The organism is Comamonas sp. UBA7840 (assembly GCF_002501455.1).
GTDB lineage: Bacteria > Pseudomonadota > Gammaproteobacteria > Burkholderiales > Burkholderiaceae_C > Comamonas > Comamonas jiangduensis.
The window spans coordinates 1-19516 of the sequence record NZ_DLTI01000037.1 but is presented as its reverse complement, the minus strand read 5'-3'; the positions used below and the strand labels follow the sequence as shown (position 1 = coordinate 19516).

Here is a 19516-nt window from a genome sequence, read left to right as displayed (position 1 = left end):
CTACACAGAAGGTGTAGCCCCAATTGGATATCTCTCATGTCTCGCACCCTGCAACTGGCTGAGCAACTGATCAGCCGCCCCTCCATCACCCCCGACGACGCTGGCTGCCTTGAGCTTCTGGCGACGCGTTTGAGCGCTTTAGGCTTTCAGTGCGAACGCATGGACAGCGGCCCCGATCACTTTCACGTGCACAACCTGTGGGCCGTGCGCCGCACCGGCCTGCCCCACGCCAAAACTTTGGTTTTTGCGGGCCACACCGATGTGGTGCCCACCGGCCCTGTGGAGCAGTGGAGCAGCCCGCCATTCACCCCCACCTACCACGATGGCAAGCTGTTTGGGCGCGGCGCCAGCGATATGAAAACCTCCATCGCTGCTTTCATTGTGGCGGTGGAAGACTTTTTGGCCGCCAACGCCAGCACCCAGCTGGACATTGCCTTTTTGCTGACCAGCGATGAAGAAGGCCCCGGCCATGACGGCACCAAAATCGTCTGCCAAGCGCTCAGCGCGCGCGGCGAGCGCTTGGACTGGTGCATTGTGGGCGAGCCCACCGCCGTCAAGCAGACCGGTGACATGATCAAAAATGGTCGCCGTGGCTCGCTCAGTGGCCGCCTGACCGTGGAAGGCGTGCAAGGCCACATTGCCTACCCCCAGCTGGCGCGCAACCCCATCCACCAGGCGGTGCCTGCGCTGACTGAGTTGGCGGCTATGGAGTGGGATCAGGGCAATGCCTTTTTTCCTGCCACCAGCTGGCAAATCAGCAACATCCACGGCGGCACGGGCGCCTCGAATGTGATTCCCGGCGAGGTGGTGATTGACTTCAACTTCCGCTACAGCACCGAGAACACGGCCGAGACCCTCAAGCAGCGCGTCAAGTCCGTACTCGACAGGCACGCGCTCGAATACGACCTGACCTGGAGCCTCTCGGGCGAGCCGTTCCTGACCACGCCCGGTGATCTGGTGGAAGCCGCACAAGCTGCCATCCGCGCCGAAACCGGCCTGGAGACCGAGCTGTCGACCAGCGGCGGCACCAGCGATGGCCGCTTTATTGCCAAGGTCTGCCCCCAGGTCATTGAGCTGGGGCCACCCAACGCCACCATCCACAAAATCAATGAGCACATTGTGCTGGCCGACGTGGAACCACTGACCAACATTTACCGTCGCATGCTGGAGCACCTGCACGCCAAGCTGCAAACCGCAGCCGCCACCGAAGGAGCCGCCGCATGAGCCACGCTTACACCCTGCCCCACGGCGCCACCGTAGGCGCCCTCATCACCACCGGCGCACAGTGCCTGACCCAGGCTGGCGTGGGCTTTGGCCACGGCACGGCCAATGCCGAAGAAGAAGCCATCTGGCTGGTGCTGTGGCAGCTGGGCCTGCCGATTGACGCCCCCCTGGGTGAGGATGAAGACTCTGTAGAAAATCAGCCTGTAACGCCCGAGCAGCAAGCGCAGGTAGCTACGCTTTTTAAAGAACGCATCGCCAGCCGCAAACCTGCCGCGTATTTGACCCATGAGGCATGGCTGATGGGTGTGCCTTTTTATGTGGACGAGCGCTCCATCGTGCCGCGCAGCTTTATTGCGGAGTTGCTGGCCGATGGCTCCATCGACCACTTCTTGAGCGACAAAACCAAGCACGTGCTGGACTTGTGCACCGGCAACGGCTCGCTGGCATGCCTGGCCGCCATGGCCTACCCGGAAGTTCAGGTGACCGGCGCCGATCTGTCCACCGACGCGCTGGCCGTCGCCCGCATCAATGTCGACAAACACGGCCTGCAAGAACGCGTGACGCTGGTGGAAACCGATGGCCTGTCGAAAGTGCCCGGCCCGTGGGACTTGATTTTGTGCAACCCGCCCTACGTCAACGCCGACAGCATGGCCAAGTTGCCCGCCGAATACCTGGCCGAGCCGGAATTGGCGCTGGCCGGTGGCACCGATGGTATGGACTTCATCCGCCAGTTGTTGGCCGACGCACCGGCCTGCATGACCGAAGACGCCGTGCTGGTGCTGGAAATTGGCAACGAACGCCCCTTCTTTGAAGCCGCCTTCCCCGAGCTGCTGGTCTACTGGCTGGACACCAGCGTGGGCGAAGACGCCGTGCTGCTGGTCACCCGGCAGGAGTTGCTGGCCCAGCAACAACGCACGGCACAATAAGCACGTCCCCACCGGGCCTGAAGCACGGCTGGTGACTACAGGCCTTTTTGGCCTCTAGCGCTTATACCTACTACGCTAGGCGCTATCCATTTTTTAAACACCCGCAAGATGTACAACGTCTGCGGGTGCACTTTTTCTCGCTGCTGATGATTACTCTGAAAAACGTCACCCTGCGCCGAGGCACCAAAGTGGTGCTCGACAGTGTCAACGCCACCATCAATCCCGCAGAGCACGTGGGCTTGGTCGGGCGCAACGGCGCAGGCAAGTCTTCGCTGTTTGCCCTGCTCAACGGCACGCTGCACGAAGACGGCGGTGACTTCTTCATCCCCACGCAATGGCGCATGGCCCAGGTGGCCCAGCACATGCCCGAAACGGATGAGTCCGCCACCCAGTTTGTCTTGGACGGCGACACCCGCCTGAGCGAGGTCAACGCGCGCCTGCAAGCGGCAGAAGCCTCGGGCGACGGCATGGCCATTGCCCAGGCCCACGCCGATTTGCAAGACGCGGGCGCGCACGATGCCACCGCCCGTGCACAGGCGCTGATTCTGGGCCTGGGTTTCAAGACCAGCGAGCTGGAGCACCCCGTCAACAGCTTCTCGGGCGGCTGGCGCATGCGCCTGCAGCTGGCGCGTGCGCTGATGTGCCCGTCCGATCTGCTGCTGCTGGACGAACCTACCAACCACTTGGACCTGGATGCCCTGGTCTGGCTGGAGGCCTGGCTCAAGCGCTACCCCGGCACCATGATCGTCATCTCGCACGACCGGGAGTTTCTGGACGCGGTGACCAACGTCACCCTGGAGCTGGCCAGCGGCAAAATCACGCGCTACGGCGGCAACTACAGCAAGTACGAAGAGCTGCGCGCCCAGCAGCTGGAGCTGCAGCAGTCGGCGTTTGACAAGCAGCAGGACAAGATCGCCCATCTGCAAAAATTCATCGACCGCTTCAAGGCCAAGGCCACCAAGGCCAAGCAGGCGCAAAGCCGCATGAAGCAGATCGAGCGCATGGAAAAAATCGCGCCCGTGCTGGCCGATGCCGAATTCACCTTTGAATTCAAGGAGCCCGCCAACCTGCCCAACCCCATGCTGGCCATCACCGATGCCAGCTTTGGCTACACCGATGAGGCAGGCAACGAAACCGTGATCCTGCGCGGTGTGAACCGCTCGGTGCTGGCGGGCCAGCGCATCGGCATTCTGGGTGCCAACGGCCAGGGCAAGTCCACACTGGTCAAGACCATTGCCCGCACCATGCAGGCCCTGGGCGGCAAGATCACCGAGGGCAAGGGCCTGAATATCGGCTACTTTGCCCAGCAGGAGCTGGACGTGCTGCGCCCCGAAGAGAACCCGCTGGAGCACATGACGCGCCTGGCCAAGGAGCTGGGCGCCGACGCCCCCGCAGCCAGCCGCGAGCAAGATTTGCGCAACTGGCTAGGCACCTTCAATTTCAGCGGTGACATGGTCAAGCAGACCGTGGGCAGCATGAGCGGCGGCGAAAAAGCCCGCCTGGTGCTGGCCATGATCGTCTGGCAGCGCCCCAACTTGCTGCTGCTGGACGAACCCACCAACCACCTGGACTTGGCCACCCGCGAGGCGCTGGCCATGGCCATCAACGACTTCGATGGCACCGTCATGCTGGTCAGCCACGACCGCCACCTGCTGCGCGCCGTGTGCGAGGACTTCTGGATGGTGGGCCGCGGCGTGGTCGGGCCGTTCGACGGCGATCTGGACGACTACCAACGCTACCTGCTGGACGAATCCAAGCGCCTGCGCGAGGAAGCCAAGCAGGCCGAACTGCAGCAAGCCAGCGCCGCGAATGCATCGGCCTCGGCAGCTACCGAAGCCACCGCCTCGCCCATCGACCAGCGCGAAGCCCGCAAACTGGCAGCGGCGGCCCGCCAGCAGCTGGGCGAGAAAACCAAACCCTTGAAGAAAGAGCTGGAGCAGGTCGACAAAAAAATGGCAGCCTTGTCGGCCGAAAAAGCGGCGCTGGAAGACAAGCTGGCTACGCCCATCACCCCTGCCGAAATTGCCGAAGCCGGCAAGCGCCTGAAAGCCGTGGGTGACGAGCTGGACACGCTGGAAGAGCGCTGGCTGGAGTTGAGCGAGGCCATCGAACAGCTGACCCAAGAGGCAGGCCTGCCGACGTAAGCCGCTGCAGCCGCGCGCCGCAATAAAAAACAAGAGCTGCTAGCGTATGTATTTGAAGGCTTTCAAAGCGTTTTATCTTTGAAGTCCTCTCAAACAAAGCGCAAGCAGCTCTTATTTTTGAGTCAACCCACGGGATGTGGGCTGCTTCAACCTGGCTTAACGGCTGGACGCGGCCAGTACCCCTCCCGCCGCAATGAACGCACCGCCCGTCACGCGGTTAAACCAGCGGCCCACACCGCCGCGCCCCATGCGGGCCAGCAATTTCGAACCAAACAGGGCGTAGGCAAACATGATGGTGCCGTCCAGCACCATCCAGCTCACCGCCAAAATCGCCAGTTGCCCCACCACCGGCTCAGCGGGGTTCAGGAACTGCGGGAACAGCGCGCTGAAAAACAACAAATCTTTGGGGTTGCCAATGCCCACCATGAGGCCTTTGCGATAAAGCTGGCCCCACGTGGCACTGGGCTGCGATGCCTGCGGCACGGGCACAGCGGCCGCACCGGCGGCCAGTTGCTCTACCGTCTGTGGCGCCACAGCCTGGGGTTTACTGCGCCAGGTGGAAATCCCCAGATAGATCAAATACGCCGCGCCCGCCCATTTGATGGCATGAAACAAAGTGTCAGAGGCCGCAATCACTGCACCCAAGCCCAGCGCAGACAGCAACATCAAGGTCATTGACGCCGTGATACCACCCAAAATGGTGGCCACCGTCTGGCGTGCACCATGGCTGATGGCATGTGACACACAGAGCAAGGCGGAAGGCCCGGGCGACAAAATCACCGCCCCCGCCAAAGACACATACAACAACCAAATATTCCAAGACATCGCAATCCAATCCGCCACGCGTCTGCCGCCAAGAGCAACGGCTGTGGCACATCCAGGGCCCAAAACGCTCCATTCTAGGAGGCTGCGCCTGGGCCTGCGGCCTGCTTTAGGTCGCACCAAAGCGCAAAGCGACCAACAAACCGCAAAAAACCCTGCATTTTTTTACTTCTCGCTGTCAACGCACGCCCAAATAGCCACGTTGTTTCTCCTACATAAGGAGTACATCCCCCATGACTGCAACCTCTGTCCTGACTGTTTGGCCCGAAGACGAACGCGATCGCAAGCGCAGCCCCGCGCGTTGCTGAGCACGTTGATTGTCACTACGGAAATATTTTCAAACAGCTGTCAACGCAGCCTCACCCCGCAGCGTTGAACAGGCAAAAGGATCCAACACCATGATGAATACCATGTTCTCGATCTGGCCCGAAGACGAACGTGACCGCAAGCGCGCGCCTGCACGTTTCTAAATCCATTCTTGCTGGCAGCAGCCACCGTGGCTGCCAGTCGCTCAGCCCGCTTTGTCAAAGCGGGCTTTGTTTTGAAGCCTTCTCACGTTGTTACAGCTTTGCACAGTTCATGCAGACGTTTGCACCTCTCACGTCAACGCTGCAAGCCAAGCACACGTTGTAGAAGCAAAGGAGTGAAAGCCATGAAAAACCAAGCTATGTTGTCCATCTGGCCTGAAGATGAGCGCGATCGCAAACGCGCGCCTTCGCGCCAGTAAGCACAACTGCCTTGCCGAGACCTGCCTCACGGCAGTGGTTGTTTCCAGATTCACCCACAAAAAAAGCCCGCTTTCGCGGGCTTTTTGCATGGTGTGCCAAGTCGCCAAGGCTTAGTGCATGTGCAAACCACCATTGACCGAGAAATCTGCGCCCGTCGAGTAGCTGCCGTCTTGCGAAGCCAGCCACGACACGATGGATGCAATTTCCCGGGGCTCGCCCAAACGCTTTACGGGAATGGTGCCCACAATCTTGTCCAGCACATCTTGGCGGATGGCTTTGACCATGTCGGTGCCAATATAGCCAGGACTCACGGTATTGACCGTCACGCCCTTGGCTGCCAGCTCTTGGGCCAGCGCCATGGTAAAGCCATGCATGCCCGCCTTGGCAGCGGAATAGTTGGTTTGGCCCGCTTGCCCCTTGGCGCCATTGACCGAACTGATATTGATCACGCGGCCCCAGCCTTTTTCCACCATATCGCCCACAACCTGTTTGGTGACGTTGAACATGGAGTTCAGGTTGGTCTCAATCACGGCCTGCCAGTCATCAGGGGTCATTTTCAAGAACATGCGGTCGCGTGTAATGCCCGCGTTGTTCACCAGCACGTCAATCGTGCCGTGCGCTTGCTTGGCCTGGTTGAAGGCTTCCACCGTGGAATCCCAATCCCCCACATTACCCACTGAGGCGTAGAAGGTGTAACCCAGCGCTTTTTGCTCATCGAGCCACTTTTGAAAGTCTCGGGTGGGGCCGCAGCCTGCAATCACCTTGAAACCATCGTCATGCAAACGCTGGCAAATCGCGGTGCCAATGCCGCCCATACCACCCGTGACGTATGCAACTTTTTGAGTCATTCACTGCCTCCTGATGTAATCATGACCAATCTCTATCCGTGCAAAGACTGTAGCGTGTTGCCCGCGCAAACCATGCTGCGAGGAACCCTAGGCGCATCAACGCCACACGCTACAGCGCTGTGCCAATTCTTCAGCGCTCCACCGCCAGCGCCACGCCCATGCCACCACCAATGCACAGAGCCGCAACACCCTTCTTGGCATCACGGCGCTGCATCTCGTGCAGCAGCGTGACCAGCACGCGACAGCCCGACGCACCAATCGGGTGACCAATCGCAATTGCGCCACCGTTGACGTTGACCTTGGCGGCGTCCACGCCCAGCACCTTGTTCACGGCGCACGCTTGAGCGGCAAACGCCTCATTCAGCTCAAACAAGTCCACATCGCCCACTTGCCAACCAATACGGCCCAAGGCCTTGCGCACTGCAAACACCGGGCCCATGCCCATGGTTGCGGGATCGAGGCCGCTGGTAGCGTAGGCTTTGATGGTGGCCAGCGGCGTCAAGCCCAAGGCTTTGGCTTTGCTGGCGCTCATTACCACCACGGCGGCGGCGCCATCGTTGATGCCCGAGGCATTGCCGGCAGTCACTGTGCCGGCCTTGTCAAACGCTGGCTTCAAACCAGACAGCGTTTCCAAATTGGTCTTGCGATTGATGTATTCGTCCGCCTCAAACACCACGGGATCGCCCTTGCGCTGGGGAATCACCACGGGCACGATTTCATCCTTGAACTTGCCCGCATCCTGGGCCGCTGCCGCCTTGGATTGGCTGGCAATGGCCAGCTCATCTTGCGCAGCACGTGCAATGTCGTTGGCTTTGGCCACGTTCTCTGCGGTGATACCCATGTGGTACTGGTTGTACACATCCCACAGGCCGTCCACGATCATGGTGTCCTGCATCTTCCAGTCACCCATGCGCTGGCCTTCACGTGAGCCTTGCAGCACGTGGGGCGACAGGCTCATGTTTTCCTGGCCACCGGCCACCACGATTTCGCTGTCACCCGTGGCTACCGCTTGCGCGGCCAGCATGACGGCCTTCAGCCCGGAACCGCACACGGCGTTGATGGTCAGCGCAGGCGTTTCCTGGGCCACGCCCGCTTTCATCATGGCTTGGCGCGCGGGGTTCTGTCCGACACCGGCGGTCAGCACCTGACCCATGATCACCTCACCCACTTGGTCTGCAGGCACTTTCGCGCGCTCCAGCGCTGCCTTGATCACGGTGGCGCCCAAGTCCACCGCTGGCACTTTGGCCAAACCGCCGCCAAATTTACCCACGGCTGTACGCACAGCTGAAACGATGACGATGTCTTCCATTGGATGCTCCCTTGTGATGATTTCGTAGCACGTAGCGCAATATTTATAAGCGCTACAGCCTGTTTTCATGCATGAAATATATATGACAAGCTACGCCTTTTGCTGCACGTAACTGCCAGGCGCGGCTTCCAGTGCCTGGTATTTAGTGCCCCTGCCATAGCGCTTGGGGGCAGCAACGGGTTTACCCGCGTGACTTTGCAACCACTGCGACCAGTCAGTCCACCAGCTTCCGGGCAGCTCCTGCGCGCCTTCCAGCCACTGCGCATGTGTGGCGGGCAATACGCCGTCCTGCCGAATCCAGTGGCTGCGTTTTTTCTTGGCGGGGGGATTGATGACCCCGGCAATATGGCCCGAAGCCCCCATCACAAACCGCTTGGCGCCTGGCAGCACCTGGGTGGTGGCATACGACCCCGTGATAGGCACGATGTGGTCTTCGCGCGAACCGTAGATGTAGACCGGAATATCGATGGCCCCCAAATCCAGGGACTGCCCGCATACCGTCAATTTGCCGGGCTTCACCAAATTGTTTTCCAGGTACATATTGCGCAAATACCAGGTGTACCAGGGGCCGGGCAAATTGGTGGCGTCGCTGTTCCAATAGAGCAAGTCGAACGGCGGTGGGGTTTCGCCCTTGAGGTAATTGCCCACCACGTAGTTCCACACCAGATCATTCGGGCGCAAGAAGCTGAACGTGGAGGCCAGCTCCTGGCCTTTGAGCAAACCGCCCTGCCCCATCTGCAGTTCACGCATTTGCACAAAGGTTTCGTCGATAAAAACATCCAGAATGCCGGTATCGGTAAAGTCCACCAGCGTGGTCAGCAGCGTTGCGCTGGCCACAGGCGACTCGCCGCGTGCCGCCAGCACCGCCAAAGCCGTGGTCAGCATGGTGCCGCCGACGCAAAAGCCCAACGCGTTGATCTGATCGGCACCGCCAATTTCCTGCACCACCTGGATGGCGCGGATGACGGCGTTCTCGATGTAATCGTCCCAGGTCAGATGGCCTTGCTCCTCGCCCGGGTTGCGCCAACTCACCACAAAAGTGCGGTGCCCCTGGCTGGCGGCATAGCGCACCAGCGAGTTCTCGGGCTGCAAATCCAGGATGTAGTACTTGTTGATGCACGGCGGAATCAGCAAAAACGGCCGCTCATGCACCTTGGCTGTCAAAGGCTTGTATTCGATGAGCTGGAAAATTTCGTTTTCATAGACCACAGCCCCTTCGGTGGTGGCGACGTTTTTGCCCACCTCAAAGACGCTTTCATCGGTCATGGAGACATGGCCCTGCTCCATGTCGTGCAGCAGGTTCTGAATGCCCTTGGCCAAACTCTCACCCTTGGTTTCAATGGCTTTTTGCTGGGCTTCAGGGTTCAGCGCCAAATAGTTGCTGGGCGACATGGCGGCCACCCACTGCTCTACAGCAAAGCGAATCCGCGCACGCGTTTTCTCATCAGTCTGTACGGCATCGGCCAAGCCCGTGAGCGCTTTGGCGTTGAGCAGGTAGCTGGATGCGGTCAACGCGGCCACGGGATTGCTGAGCCACGGCGCACTCCCAAAACGCTTGTCCTGCAAGTTCGCAGTGGCCGCCAGCCCCTGGCTCCACAACTGGCTGGCTTCTTGGACATAGGCTTGCTGCAGCTCTTGCAGCTTGGCGGCATCAAACTTCAGTGCTGCGGTGGGGCAAGTATCGGGAGAGGCTGCGGGGAAAGCCGCCAAGGCCTTGGCCCACTGCTCCGTAAAAAATTGCTGGAACTGTGGGACACCGGGGTTCCAAGAGGCCTCTGAACTCATACTTGTCTTCCTTGTGGCTGGCAAGCGCTATACGGCTTGGCCTTGTAATGGCTGATTGTTGCGTAGGCTCCGGCTTGTGGCAATCGAACGCACGTGCTGTTTCATGCAAAAACCAAGCCCATTGACTCGAATCAAGGGAATTCAAGCCCAGCGCCCCAGTATTTCGGGCACATTTCAGCCATGTATTTGATTGTGATTGCTTGGTTTTACGTCACTGTGATGATGGCGGTCGCGGAAGCGGCCAGCCCGCAAGGCAGCATTTTGGGCGCCATCATTACCTTTGCCTTGTATGGATTGCTGCCCATGGCCATCCTGATCTACATCTTGGGCACGCCCGAGCGCAAACGCAAACTCCAGGCTCGCCGCGAAGCAGAGCAACGCGCCTACGATGAGGCGCAGGCCGCACTGCACAGCGAGACGCCTTCACACCTTCCAGATGCAAGCGGCCATACGCCCGGTACTACCGAGGACAGCAGCATCGCGCCGGTGCGAGAAAAACTGTGAAGCGTTGCTGACCGTGCACCACTGCGCAGACCCATCGTTGCCGTAAATATGCTGAAGGCCCAGCGCCTGCAAGCGCTGGCGGGCCAGCTGCGGCAAATTGGCCAGCCACTTGTCGGCGCTACCTGGCACGGGCACAAAACACCGAGCAGCTTGCGGCGCAGTGGCCGTGAAAGCCGAGCGCACCTCTGCACCCACTTCAAACGCCTGCGGGCCAATGCAAGGGCCCAGCCACACCTGGGTGTCGGCTGCCAACGCAGCGCTTGCTGGCTGCTGCAGCTTTGCGGCATAAGCGTGCCACGTAGCCTCCAGCACCCCTTGGCCGCCCCTCCCTGCCAGGCCGCGCCAGCCTGCGTGCGCCGCTGCCACCACATACCCGCTGCGGTGGGCCATCAGCACGGGCAGGCAATCGGCCACCATGATGGTGCACGCCACCCCGGATTTATCAGTCAAACAGGCATCAAACGCTTGTCCATCCTGCGATGAGCGCTCTAAATTTTGCACATCACAACCATGCACTTGCTGCAAAAAAACCGTGTGCACCGGGCGCTGAGAAAGGCTGGCAATGACCGAGGTCAGCACTTGCCGGTTGGCAGCAACGTGCGCCGGGTCATCGCGTACGTGATCGCCCAAGTTCATGGAATTCCAGGGCGCAGCGCTATGCCCACCTTCACGCGTGGTGAACAAGGCGCATACACCGGGAATGCGCGGCCAGTCAGGTTGCAGCCACCGCTGCGCAAGGTGCGAGGTATCAGTCACCCACGCAGCATAACCTGCGCAATGCGCCGTCCAGTCGTGGCACACTTTACGTCTTCCATCGCTTTGCCTGATTTGCCATGCGCTTTGTGTTACCCCCTCCTGTCCAAGCCAGCGTGCCCGTGGTCGGCCACTCCGAACGCTTTCCCGTACACCGCATTTACTGCGTGGGACGCAACTACGCCGAACACGCCAAGGAAATGGGGTTTACCGGCCGCGAAGCGCCTTTTTTCTTCATGAAGCCTGCTGACGCCGTGCTGTGCGCCGACGAAGGTGCTGCGCTGTCCATGCCCTACCCCAGCCTGACCAGCAATCTGCACCATGAGATTGAGCTGGTGGTTGCGATTGGCAAAGGTGGCAAGCACATTCCCGCCGCACAAGCCATGGAGCACATCTGGGGCTATGCCGTAGGCCTGGACATGACGCGCCGCGACTTGCAAAACGACATGAAAAAGCAAGGCCGCCCCTGGTGCATTGGCAAAGCCTTTGAAGCCAGCGCGCCCATCAGCGCCATCACGCCTGCGGCTCAGGCAGGCGATGTTCAGCACGCCGAGATCTGGCTGCAAGTCAACGGCCAAGACCGCCAACGCAGCAACGTGAGCCAGTTGATCTGGAACATTGCCGAAACCATTGAGCACCTCTCACACGCCTGGGAGTTGCAGCCAGGCGACCTCATCATGACAGGCACGCCTGAGGGCGTGGGTGCAGTGCAAACCGGCGATGTGCTGGAAGGCGGCATCAGCGGCCTGGGTACGCTGCGCGTCAACATCACCGCATAAGTTACGTTGCACGCATGAGTTTTCGCCCCCCCATCAAGTTCTGCAACCAGTGCGGCGCAGCGGTCAAGCACGCAGTGCCCGACGACGGTGACACCCGCATCCGCGCCATTTGCCCGGCGTGCGGCGTGGTGCACTACCAAAACCCGCTCAACGTCGTGGGGTGCATTCCCGTGCTGGACGATGGCCGTATCTTGCTGTGCAAACGCAATATCGAGCCACGCTGGGGCAAGTGGACCTTGCCTGCTGGCTTTATGGAGTTGGACGAAACCACCTCCCAAGGTTCGGCCCGCGAAACCGACGAAGAAGCCGGCGCCGACATCGAGATGGGGCGCCTGTTTTCTGTCATCAGCGTGCCCCGTGTCGGCCAGGTACACCTGTTTTATTGCGCACGCCTGCGCAGTGAAACCCTCAACCCCGGCCACGAGACGATTGAAGCGCGCTTCTTTGAGGCCAAAGACATTCCCTGGGACGAGCTGGCCTTTCGCACCGTCAGTATTACCTTGCAGCGCTATCTAGAGGATCGCGCCAGCGGCACGGTTCAAGTCCATAACATCGATTTGGTTTAACTCGCGTCAATTTTTGGCCTGGCTCTTGCTAACAGACAGTTACACAGGCTGGGCATTTTTTGATCACCCACCAGTCCTGTCCGAGGGAGACAGACATGGCTAGCGAGAACGATATCCATATGGACACCTTCATCCCGTATATGCGGGATGTCGCCCGGTGCGAGCGCTCCTTGCACGAACTCAATCTGATGTGGCGTTTGATTGAGTCATCGGCCAAGATGCACTGCGCCGAAGAGGCGCACAGCATGCTGCCCATGATGGCCGCCACCCGCGAAGGCTTTCAGCGGCTGGAAAAAGACTTGGTGCATTCAATGGTGTCCGAATCTGTCAGCGAGGTGCTGTCAGAAATTGCCACCTGCGCGCACCATGTCATCGACATCGTGGTGCGCAACCTCTACGAACGCACCGCCGACGTCGGTTTTTTAGCCACAGACTTGACCCTGTGCAACTATGTGGCGGGCATCAGCGACCAGCCCGGCATCATTGACCGGCTGCGCGAATACCAGCGCAAATACACGGTCTACGACGAGATCATGCTGCTGGATCTGGCAGGTACCGTGATCGCGCAAATTGATGAGACCTCGCCGGTCGATGGCTCACACGACCCCTTGCTGGCGCAAACCTTGGCAAGCCACAGCTTTGTGGAAACCTTTCGCTACAGCAACTTGCGGCCACACCAATCCCAGGCACTGCTTTACACACAGCGCATGCTGCACCCGCAGACCGGCCAGCCCTGCGGTGTGCTGTGCCTGTCCTTTGATTTTTTGGGAGAGATGGCCGGCATTTTTGCTGGCAGCAGTGCAGCCGATGGCCGCTGCGTGGCCCTGCTGTTGAATGCCCACAACCAGGTGCTGGCCAGCAGTGACGCCCACTGGATTGCGCCGGGCACCACGGTGCCCACCAACCAAAATGGTGCACCCCATCTGTACACGCACTCGGGGCGCACATATTTGGTGCAAACCGTGGAAGCCAGCGCCTACCAAGGCTATCCGGGGCCTGCGGGCTGGAAAGGCCAGGTCATGATTCCGGTGGAGCAAGCATTTGGCACCAAAAGAATGCGTTGTGTCGACAGCTTGAGCCCAGAGGTTGCCCAAGGGCTGCTGGCCCACGCACAAAGCTTTTGCCCCCCGCTGTACGACATCATCCAGGCTGCTGATGCTATACGCAGAGTGGTCTGGAACGGTCAGGTCATGACGGCAGGCCAGCGCGGTGGCTCCAGCCGGTTGAAAGCAGTGCTGGAGCAAATTGGCGAGACCGGCGCGCGCACCAACCACGTCTTCACCCAGTCCATCCGCGACCTGTACGACACCGTGCTCAGCGCGGGGCTGCGCGACAGCCAGTCGCTCACGCAATTGCTGGTCGATATGCTGGATCGCAACCTGTACGAGCGCGCCAACGACTGCCGCTGGTGGGCGCTGTCGCCCGTGCTGCGCCAGCTGCTCACGCCCAGCCACGCCCAAGGCAGCGCGTACACAGCGCTGCGCGACCAGGCCACGCACGTGCTGGAGCACATCAACAGCCTCTACACCGTCTATACCCGTTTGATGGTGTATGACCGCAGTGGCCGCATTCTGTGCGCCAGCCACCCGCAACTGGCCGATGGCAGCAGTGTGCTGGAGCAACAGATTGACAGCGCTACCTTGCAAGCAGTCATGCAGCTCAGCGACAGCCAGTCCTACCATGTCAGCACATGGAGCGCGCAGCATGTCGGCGCCGAAGGGGCGACCTATGTGTATCACGCTCCCATCCGCGCGATGGATAACACTGCGAGCACCGTCGGCGGTATTGCCATCGTTTTCAACGCCATTCCTGAGTTGCAGGCCATGTTGAACAGCGCCCTGGTGGGCAAACCTAAAACCCGGGCGCTGTATGTGAATCGGCAAGGGCTGGTGCTGGCCAGCACCGACCCCGCTGCCCCCACTGGCAGCACCATCGCCCTCCCCGCAGCCCAAATTCAGCCATTGTTGCAAGTGCAAGCTGGCGCCAGCCACGCCGCCATCGCCGTACACCAGCAGCAATACTGCATTTTGGGTGCCAGTGTTTCGCGGGGCTACCGTGAGTTCAAAACCAGCGACGGTTATCACGACGATGTGCTGGCCATCTCTGTGGAAACCTTTGGCCAGGTGGAGACCAACGCCCAGACACCTGACGCTGCCAGCCATGCAATTCATGCCACCAGCAACGGCCTGCAGGGTATGGAAATGGCCACGTTTTATGTGGGCCAGCAACTGTTTGCGCTGCATGCAGAGTCTGTACTGGAGGCCCTGCCCGCAGCGGCCATCAGCACGGTCTCGGCAGGCCGCCTGCCGTTCTGTGTGGGCACGCTGCCACGCCACACGCAAGGCCAAGTCACTGGCTATGTCTGGGTGTTTGATCTGGCCGAGTTACTGACCGGGCAACGCAGCCGTATCACGGCGCAAAGCCAGGTGGTTGTGCTGGAGCATGGCGAGCGCAAAGTCGGCGTGCTGGTGGATGCGCTGCATGGTGTGCACCACTTTGCACAAGAGAGCATCATTGCCGCGCCCAGGATGGCTGGGGGCACGGAGTTGCTGGTGAACGAATTGATCCAAGCCAACCAAGGTGCATTGCTGGTGCAATGCATCAGCCCGCAAGGCTTGCTCCATGCCCTGCAGCGCAAGCCGCAGGAAACCCAGGCCACTCCCACCTGAAGTACCGCACGCTGGGTGCGGGGTGCTGAGGGCCGAGCTCCTGCCTCAAGCGCTTGGCATACGCCCCAGCCAATCGCCGCTGGCCGCTGGGCGACTGCGCCAAGACGTGAAGCTGTCAGCCGCAAGCCGTATGCCGTACGGGTGTATGGCAGGGCGAAACTACGACGCATCAGCGGTGCGCCGTGTTACCTGCCCTAAGGGTACAAGCGCGCTACCGGTGTGTGGCGCAGCCCGCTAAAGCAAGCGGCCAGCAGTGCAAAGCCCCCTGCCAGCCACAGGGCGCGCTGCTCGGCCACGCCCTCGGAGCCTGGCCACAGCACAAAAGCCCCGGCCAAACAGATGGCCCCCAAGCCCTGCCCAATGTGGCGCGCAGTGCCCAGCATGCCGCTGGCAGCGCCGCTGCGGTGCACGGGCGCCGAGGTCACAATCGTGTGGTTATTGGGCGACTGGAACATGGCGAAACCTGCACCACACAAGGCCATGCGCCACGCCATGTCCCAAGCGGCAGCGCCCACAGGCAATAAGGCCAAGGCCCACAGCCCCGCAGCAAACAGCGCCATGCCCATAGCGCCCAAACGCCCTGCGGGAACGCGCCCAATCTTGCGCCCTACCATGGGCGCCACCACGGCCAGGGCCAGCGGCCATGCGCTGATCAACAAACCCGCCTGGCCCGTACTCACCCCATGGCTTTCAATCAGCAAAAACGGCATGGCCAAAAATGCCATGGTCTGCGCACTGAAGGCGCAAATGGACGCCCCCATCGACAGCCGAAAGACGGGAATGCGCAGCAAATCCAGCGGCAGCATGGGCTGCGCCTGCGGCTTTTGGCGCTGCACATACAGCCAGCCTGCCGTCACACCCAGCAGCAGCCACACGCCCACCCACCACTGGCCTTGGCCGGGCTGGTAGTGGCTGATGCGGTCCAGTGCCAAGAAAACAGCGCCAAACATGACCGCGTTGAGCAGCACATCCCACCATGAAAGCCCATGCGCCTGTGCAGTGCCAGCGGCGGGCTGAGGCAAGGCCTTCACGCCCAGCCTGCACACCCACAGCGCCAGCGGCAGGTGCAGACAAAACAGCCAGCGCCACTCCCAAACCGACAGCACAGCCGCCGCCAGCACCGGGCCCATCACCGTGCTCAGTGCTACCACCATGGAGTTCAGCGCCATGCCCTGGCCCAGCATGCCACGCGGGTAAATCTGGCGCACCAGTGCGCCGTTGACGCTCAACACCCCGGCCATGCCCATGCCCTGCAAAGCGCGCGCGGCAATCAGCCACGGCAGCGAAGGGGCCAACGCGGCCATGACGCTGGCCAGACCAAAAACCAGCATGCCCCACAGGTACACGCGCTTGTAGCCCAAGCGGTCACCCAAAGCTGCCAGCGGCAGCAGCAGCACCAGCGAGGCGATTTGGTTGGCGTTCACCACCCACAGGGTGTAGGCAGGGTCAATTTGAAACTGGCGCGCCATTTGTGGCAGGGCCAAATTCAGCATCGTGCTGTCCAGCACGCAAATCATCAATCCGCAAACAATGACCGCCATGGCCAGTTTGCGTGCTCGCCCCTGCATGCCGTCAGGCAGCGCGGGAGGAGGCAAAGGCGTATCCGAAACACTCATAATCAACAGCTTTGATAGCTAATTTTGATAGCTACAAGCGCTTACCAAATAAGCGCCAAAGCCTTATTTCCTCATATTAAGGCGCAAAAAACCCCGCCTGGCTGCGGGGTGGTGGCCGCGTCCGCCGTGCAAGCGGCACCGCAGCGCTTACAGGTTCTGGATGACCACGCGGCCAAAGCCGGAGCACGACACCTGCGTGGCGCCTTCCATCAAGCGTGCAAAGTCATAAGTCACTTTTTTGCTTTGAATGGCTTTTTCCATCGCCGCAATGATGAGGTCTGCCGCTTCCGACCAGCCCATGTGGCGCAGCATCATCTCGCCGCACAAAATCATGGAGCCGGGGTTCACATAATCCTTGCCCGCGTACTTGGGCGCAGTGCCGTGGGTGGCCTCAAACACCGCCACAGCATTGGACATGTTTGCACCCGGTGCAATACCGATGCCCCCGACCTGGGCCGCCACGGCATCGGAGATGTAGTCACCATTCAAGTTCATGGTGGCAATCACGCTGTATTCGGCCGGGCGCAGCAGCACCTGCTGGAAGAACGCATCGGTAATGCTGTCTTTAATGGTGATGCGCTTGCCCGTCTTGGGGTTCTTCAACTCCACCCACGGGCCGCCATCCACCAACTCGCCTCCAAATTCGGCAATCGCCAGGTCGTAGCCCCAGTCACGGAAGCTGCCTTCCGTGTATTTCATGATGTTGCCCTTGTGCACCAGCGTCACCGAAGGCTTGTCATGGTCGATGGCGTACTGGATGGCCTGGCGCACCAGGCGCTCCGTCCCCTCTTTGGACACGGGCTTGATGCCCAAGCCCGATGTTTCCGGGAAGCGAATCTTGTCAATGCCCAGCTCGTCGCGCAAAAACGCGATCAGCTTCTGGGCTTTGTCAGAGCCTGCAGCAAACTCAATGCCCGCGTAAATGTCTTCCGAGTTTTCGCGGAAGATCACCATATCGGTCTTCTCGGGTTCGCGCACTGGCGACGGCACACCCTGAAAATAGCGCACCGGGCGCAGGCAGACATACAGATCCAGCGCCTGGCGCAGCGCCACGTTGAGCGAGCGAATGCCACCGCCCACCGGCGTGTTCAGCGGGCCTTTGATGGAGACGGCGTAGTCACGCACGGCATCCAGCGTTTCTTGCGGCAGCCACTCGTCCGGGCCATACACTTGGGTCGATTTTTGGCCCGCATACACCTCCATCCACTGGATTTGGCGCGCCTCGCCATAGGCCTTGGTCACGGCAGCGTCCACCACTTTGCGCATCACCGGGGTGACATCCACGCCAACGCCGTCGCCCTCAATGAAGGGAATAATCGGCTTGTTGGGCACGTTCAAGGTCATGTCTGCGTTGACGGTGATCTTTTCGCCATGCACGGGAATTTGAATGTGGGTGGTCTTGCTCATGGGTGCGTGGTCTCCTGACTCCAAAGCCGAGCCGCTGGGCGGCGGTGTTTCACAACCATTCTAGGGGAGCTTGCAGCCCCTACTGGACAGATGCAGGCACCTGCATGACATTGCACAATAGCGCCATGAACTTGCTGCCACTTCGATTTGCTGCCGCTTTGGCCCTGTCCGCTGGTTTCACGGGCTTTGCAGCCCATGCCCAAGACACGGGTCAGCCCCAACTGAATTTGCCGCGCATTGAGCTGCGCGCAGGCATGTACCGCATTGATACCCAGGTCGCGGCGCGCTTTGCAGAGCGGCAGATCGGCCTGATGCACCGCAGTGCGATGCCCCAGCATGAAGGCATGCTGTTTGTGTTTGAGCAACCGGGCGTGCAGTGCTTTTGGATGAAAAACACTCTGATTCCGCTCACCGCCGCATTCGTAGCTGACGACGGCACGATTGTGAATTTGGCAGATATGCAGCCGCTGGATGAGCGTTCGCACTGCTCTGCCAAGCCTGTGCGCTTTGTGCTGGAAATGAACCAGGGCTGGTTCCAGTCCAAAAATATCCAGGCGGGCGCCAAGCTCACGGGCAAGCCGTTCCAAAACCGCCCTTGAGCCACGTGGCTTTCGTCACAAAAAAGAGAGCTGCTTGCGCAATATCTACCTAGGTTTCAGATAGCTTTCTATCTAAAACCAAGTAAACATAAGCGTTGACAGCTCCTTTTATTGCAAGTTGCTGCACTCCTTGTTGCCTCCAAGAGGCTTCTATAGGCGTCGACGCACTTCGCAGAACCGGCGCACCGGGCAGCCCGCCACCCAACGCTGCAACAAAAAAGCCCACAGCTTGTAAAGGCTGTGGGCTTTTTTTTTGAGCCGTCAGGCTACTAGGTCACATTCACACCAACGATGCAATCGCGGCGTTGAAGGTCGCGCTGGGGCGCATCACAGCGTCCAGCTTGGACAGGTCAGGCTGGTAGTAACCGCCGATGTCGGCCGCCTTGCCTTGCACGCCGTTCAATTCAGCCACGATCTTGGCTTCGTTCTCGGCCAAAGTCTTGGCCAGCGGCGCAAACTTGGCAGCCAGGGCTGCGTCTTCGGTCTGCGCAGCCAAGGCTTGGGACCAGTACAGCGACAGGTAGAACTGCGAGCCACGGTTGTCGATCTGGCCTACCTTGCGCGAAGGCGACTTGTTGTTGTCCAGCAGCTTGCCGGTGGCTTCATCCAACGTCTTGGCCAGCAACTTAGCTTGCGCGTTGTTGTTCTTGATGCCCATGTCTTCCAGCGACACGGCCAATGCCAAGAACTCGCCCAGCGAATCCCAGCGCAAGAAGTTTTCTTCCACCAGCTGCTGCACGTGCTTGGGCGCAGAGCCGCCGGCACCGGTTTCGTACATGCCGCCACCAGCCATCAAAGGCACGATGGACAGCATCTTGGCCGAGGTGCCCAGCTCCA

General features: G+C 60.4%; 16 protein-coding genes. 8 read left to right on the top strand and 8 right to left on the bottom strand.

Translation table 11 applies throughout. The annotated features are described in order from the left end of the window. Positions 1–36: 36 nt before the first annotated feature. The 3 genes from dapE (at position 37) to B3R00_RS14310 (ending at position 4294) form a co-directional block, all read left to right on the top strand. Positions 37–1224, top strand: a complete 1188-nt coding sequence (gene dapE, locus B3R00_RS14320) for a succinyl-diaminopimelate desuccinylase (RefSeq protein WP_286999578.1) — start codon at positions 37–39, stop codon at positions 1222–1224. Next, a complete protein-coding gene (gene prmB, locus B3R00_RS14315; RefSeq protein WP_286999577.1) occupies positions 1221–2150 on the top strand; it encodes a 50S ribosomal protein L3 N(5)-glutamine methyltransferase in 930 nt (309 codons plus the stop codon). The genes dapE and prmB overlap by 4 nt, the downstream gene beginning before the upstream one ends. A gap of 146 nt (positions 2151–2296) precedes the next feature. After that, positions 2297–4294, top strand: coding sequence for an ABC-F family ATP-binding cassette domain-containing protein (locus B3R00_RS14310; protein WP_286999575.1), 1998 nt, complete (start codon positions 2297–2299; stop codon positions 4292–4294). Positions 4295–4450: 156 nt separating this feature from the next. On the opposite strand, the gene B3R00_RS14305 is transcribed toward B3R00_RS14310, so the two are convergent. From B3R00_RS14305 to B3R00_RS14290, 4 genes are all read right to left on the bottom strand, one after another. Continuing rightward, complete coding sequence (locus tag B3R00_RS14305; protein ID WP_286999574.1) at positions 4451–5119, bottom strand: LysE family translocator; 669 nt, start codon at positions 5117–5119, stop codon at positions 4451–4453. A gap of 835 nt (positions 5120–5954) precedes the next feature. Further along, complete coding sequence (gene phbB / locus B3R00_RS14300) at positions 5955–6692, bottom strand: acetoacetyl-CoA reductase (RefSeq protein WP_219164650.1); 738 nt, start codon at positions 6690–6692, stop codon at positions 5955–5957. Positions 6693–6822: 130 nt separating this feature from the next. Then, positions 6823–8001: an acetyl-CoA C-acetyltransferase gene (locus B3R00_RS14295; RefSeq protein ID WP_286999573.1), complete on the bottom strand. Its 1179-nt coding sequence runs from the start codon at positions 7999–8001 to the stop codon at positions 6823–6825. A gap of 90 nt (positions 8002–8091) precedes the next feature. Beyond that, positions 8092–9786 (bottom strand): PHA/PHB synthase family protein, encoded by a 1695-nt coding sequence (locus B3R00_RS14290; RefSeq protein WP_286999572.1) that lies wholly within the window; start codon positions 9784–9786, stop codon positions 8092–8094. Between the two features lie 180 nt (positions 9787–9966). Between B3R00_RS14290 and B3R00_RS14285 the strand changes: the two genes are divergently transcribed. Then, positions 9967–10290, top strand: a complete 324-nt coding sequence (locus tag B3R00_RS14285; RefSeq protein WP_286999571.1) for a hypothetical protein — start codon at positions 9967–9969, stop codon at positions 10288–10290. Here the strand turns inward: B3R00_RS14285 and pgeF are convergent. Continuing rightward, a complete protein-coding gene (pgeF, locus tag B3R00_RS14280; RefSeq protein ID WP_286999570.1) occupies positions 10210–11046 on the bottom strand; it encodes a peptidoglycan editing factor PgeF in 837 nt (278 codons plus the stop codon). The two genes, B3R00_RS14285 and pgeF, sit on opposite strands and share 81 nt — an antisense overlap. Before the next feature lie 77 nt (positions 11047–11123). Between pgeF and B3R00_RS14275 the strand changes: the two genes are divergently transcribed. The 3 genes from B3R00_RS14275 (at position 11124) to B3R00_RS14265 (ending at position 15057) form a co-directional block, all read left to right on the top strand. After that, positions 11124–11822 carry a fumarylacetoacetate hydrolase family protein gene (locus tag B3R00_RS14275; RefSeq protein WP_174863499.1) on the top strand — a complete coding sequence of 233 codons (699 nt, stop codon included), beginning with the start codon at positions 11124–11126 and terminating at the stop codon, positions 11820–11822. A gap of 14 nt (positions 11823–11836) precedes the next feature. Then, a complete protein-coding gene (locus B3R00_RS14270) occupies positions 11837–12388 on the top strand; it encodes an NUDIX hydrolase (RefSeq protein ID WP_174863498.1) in 552 nt (183 codons plus the stop codon). A gap of 95 nt (positions 12389–12483) precedes the next feature. Then, complete coding sequence (locus B3R00_RS14265) at positions 12484–15057, top strand: chemotaxis protein CheW (protein ID WP_286999569.1); 2574 nt, start codon at positions 12484–12486, stop codon at positions 15055–15057. A 194-nt stretch (positions 15058–15251) separates the two neighbouring features. Here the strand turns inward: B3R00_RS14265 and B3R00_RS14260 are convergent, their stop codons facing one another. Then, a complete protein-coding gene (locus tag B3R00_RS14260) occupies positions 15252–16673 on the bottom strand; it encodes an MFS transporter (protein WP_286999568.1) in 1422 nt (473 codons plus the stop codon). Positions 16674–16820: 147 nt separating this feature from the next. After that, a complete protein-coding gene (gene icd, locus B3R00_RS14255) occupies positions 16821–18080 on the bottom strand; it encodes an NADP-dependent isocitrate dehydrogenase (protein ID WP_286999567.1) in 1260 nt (419 codons plus the stop codon). Between the two features lie 125 nt (positions 18081–18205). Between icd and B3R00_RS14250 the strand changes: the two genes are divergently transcribed. Then, complete coding sequence (locus tag B3R00_RS14250) at positions 18206–18679, top strand: DUF192 domain-containing protein (RefSeq protein ID WP_376747680.1); 474 nt, start codon at positions 18206–18208, stop codon at positions 18677–18679. 280 nt (positions 18680–18959) lie between these two features. On the opposite strand, the gene B3R00_RS14245 is transcribed toward B3R00_RS14250, so the two are convergent. After that, positions 18960–19516 (bottom strand): NADP-dependent isocitrate dehydrogenase (locus B3R00_RS14245; protein ID WP_286999565.1); only part of this gene is annotated, 557 nt, incomplete at its 5' end.